Here is a 2688-nt window from a genome sequence, read left to right as displayed (position 1 = left end):
GCCTCCCTGCCGGTGCGCGGCAGCGACGCGCGCATGCCCGTCAACCGCCTCTTCTTCGTCGGCCGCAACTACCACGCGCATGCGGTGGAGATGGGCAAGCCGGTCGACAAGGCCAGCGAGCGGCCCTTCTACTTCACGAAGTCTCCGCAGACCTTGGTCGAGTCCGGCGCCACCGTCGCCTACCCGAGCGAGACCGACAACTTCCACCACGAGATGGAACTGGTGGTCGCGATCGGGCAGCCGGGCTTCCGCGTCTCGGCCAGCGACGCGCACCGCCTCGTCTACGGCTATGCCTGCGGCCTGGACATGACCCGCCGCGACCTGCAGCTGGCCGCCCGGGACAAGGGCCGCCCCTGGGACCTGGGCAAGGACGTGGAGGAGTCCTCCGTCGTCTCCGAGGTCGTGCCGATGCCCGACACGGTGCTGGCCGCGGGCGCCATCGAGATGAGCGTCAACGGGACGGTCAGGCAGGCCTCCGACCTCGACCGCCTGATCTGGGACATCCGCGAGCTGATCGCCGACCTCTCGGCCTTCTACCACCTGCAGCCGGGCGACCTGATCTTCACCGGCACGCCGGAAGGCGTGGGCGCCGTGCTGCCGGGCGATCGCATCGAAGGCCGGATCGAAGGCGTCGGCGAGATCCGGCTGAACGTCGGTCAGCCCGCATAAGGCGTTACGCAGGCGGATACCGAGGAGACAACCATGCAGACCAAGACCATCCCGCCCTGGCTCGTCGTCGCGCTGTGCTTCGGCATCGTCGCGATCGACGGCTTCGACACCGCCGCCATCGGCTTCCTGGCGCCAGCCATCCGCGCCGAATGGGCCTTGAGCCCGCAGCAGCTCGCGCCGGTGTTCGGCGCGGGGCTGGCCGGGCTGATGGCCGGCGCCTTCCTGTTCGGCCCGCTGGCCGACCGCTTCGGTCGCAAGCGGGTGCTGCTGTTCTGCGTGCTGTTCTTCGGCGCGGCCAGCCTGCTGTCGGCCGGCGCGTCCTCGCTGTGGCCGCTGGTCGGATGGCGCTTCCTGACCGGGCTGGGCCTGGGCGGCGCGATGCCCAATGCGGTGACGCTGACCTCAGAGAGCTGCCCGCCCGAGCGCCGCTCGCTGCTGGTGACGACGATGTTCTGCGGCTTCACCGTCGGCTCGGCGCTCGGTGGCATCGCCTCGGCGCACCTGGTCGAGGCACTGGGCTGGCGCTCGGTGCTGGTGATCGGCGGCGTGCTGCCGATCGCCCTGCTGCCGCTGCTGGCCTGGAAGCTGCCGGAGCCGGTGCGGCGCACCGCCACCCAGCGGGGCTCGCCGGTGGGCCACCTGTTCCAGGGCGGCCTGCTGCGCGGCACGCTGATGCTGTGGCTGGCCTTCTTCATGAGCCTGCTGGTGATCTACCTGCTGTCGAGCTGGCTGCCGACGCTGATCAGGACAACCGGTCTCTCGCTGAAGACGGCCTCGCTGGTGACGGCGATGTTCCAGGTCGGCGGCACGGTCGGCGCGATCGCGCTGGGCGCGCTGATGGACCGGGTCGACCCGCACCGGGTGCTGGCCGCGAGCTACGGGCTCGCCGGCGTGTTCATCGCGCTGATCGGCGCCAGTGGCGGGTCGATCGCGGCGCTGTCGGCGGCGGTGTTCTGCGCGGGCTTCTGCGTCTCCGGCGCGCAGGTCGGCGCCAATGCGCTGTCCGCCGGCTTCTACCCGGCCGACTGCCGGGCCACCGGCGTCGCCTGGGCCAACGGCGTGGGCCGCATCGGCTCGGTACTGGGTTCGGTCGGCGGCGGCGCGATGCTGGCGATGGGCCTGTCGATGCCGCAGCTGTTCTCGGTCGTCGCGCTGCCGGCCTTCGTCGCCGGCCTCACCATGGCGCTGCTGGGCTGGCACCGCGGCGGCCGCGCCTCGCTTGAACTGGGCACCGCCCACTGAACCCGGACGCCATGAAGCTCTACAACTTCTTCCGCAGCGGCACCTCCCACCGCCTGCGCATCGCACTGAACCTCAAGGGCCTGGCCTACGACTACCTGCCGGTCAGCCTCCCGCGCGAGGAACACCTGCAGGCAGACTACCAGGCACTGAACCCGCAGGGCCTGGTGCCGGCACTGGTGGACGACGAGGGTCAGGTCTTGATCCAGACGCCGGCCATCCTCGAATGGCTGGAGGAACGGCATCCGCAGCCGCCCCTGCTGCCGGCGGACCCGGCCGGCCGGGCGCGCGTGCGGGCGCTGGCGGCGATCGTCGGCTGCGACGTCCACCCGCTGAACAACCGGCGCGTGCTGGAGCAGTTGCGGCGCGACGCGGGCTACGACGAGGCCCGCATCAAGGCCTGGTGCGGCAGCTGGATCAGCGCCGGCTTCGATGCGATCGAGGCACTGCTGGCGGGCGGCCCGCCCGGCCGCTTCTGCCACGGCGACACGCCGACGCTGGCGGACGCCTACCTGGTGCCGCAGGTCGAGAGCGCGCGGCGCTTCGGCGTGCCGCTGGACCGCTGGCCGCGGATCGTGGCGGTGGATGCGGCCTGCGCGCGGCTCGATGCCTTCGCGCAAGCCGTGCCGGCGGTTCAGCCCGACGCGGGCTGAGCATGGCGCGAAGGCGCCGCACGATCCCGGAGTCGCGCGCCGGCACCGGTCGTCGCAGGCCGTTCCCCCCGGCGGGTTCAGCTCGAACCCGCGGCTCCGCCCACGCCCCACAGGCACAGCGCCGAGA

The 2688-nt window shown here is 72.1% G+C and carries 3 protein-coding genes; all 3 read left to right on the top strand.

Going from position 1 to position 2688, the window contains the following annotated elements; translation table 11 throughout:
- On the top strand, positions 1–669 hold a 669-nt coding region (locus tag B0W88_RS31075; protein ID WP_233151905.1), incomplete at its 5' end, for a fumarylacetoacetate hydrolase family protein.
- A gap of 33 nt (positions 670–702) precedes the next feature.
- Positions 703–1911, top strand: a complete 1209-nt coding sequence (locus B0W88_RS31070; RefSeq protein ID WP_077038332.1) for an aromatic acid/H+ symport family MFS transporter — start codon at positions 703–705, stop codon at positions 1909–1911.
- A gap of 11 nt (positions 1912–1922) precedes the next feature.
- Entirely contained in the window at positions 1923–2561 is a 639-nt protein-coding gene (gene maiA, locus B0W88_RS31065) for a maleylacetoacetate isomerase (protein WP_077038331.1), read from the top strand.
- Positions 2562–2688 lie beyond the last annotated feature (127 nt).

The sequence above is a fragment of the Pelomonas sp. KK5 genome, assembly GCF_001984095.1.
Classification (GTDB): Bacteria; Pseudomonadota; Gammaproteobacteria; order Burkholderiales; family Burkholderiaceae_C; genus KK5.
Note: the sequence above shows the minus strand (reverse complement) of the source record. Positions and strands in the feature narration are given on the sequence as shown.

Excerpts from the sequence above, each read along its gene's own strand:
- maiA (WP_077038331.1), top strand. The coding sequence starts at position 1,923 with ATGAAGCTCTACAACTTCTTCCGCAGCGGCACCTCCCACCGCCTGCGC.
- B0W88_RS31070 (WP_077038332.1), top strand. The coding sequence starts at position 703 with ATGCAGACCAAGACCATCCCGCCCTGGCTCGTCGTCGCGCTGTGCTTC.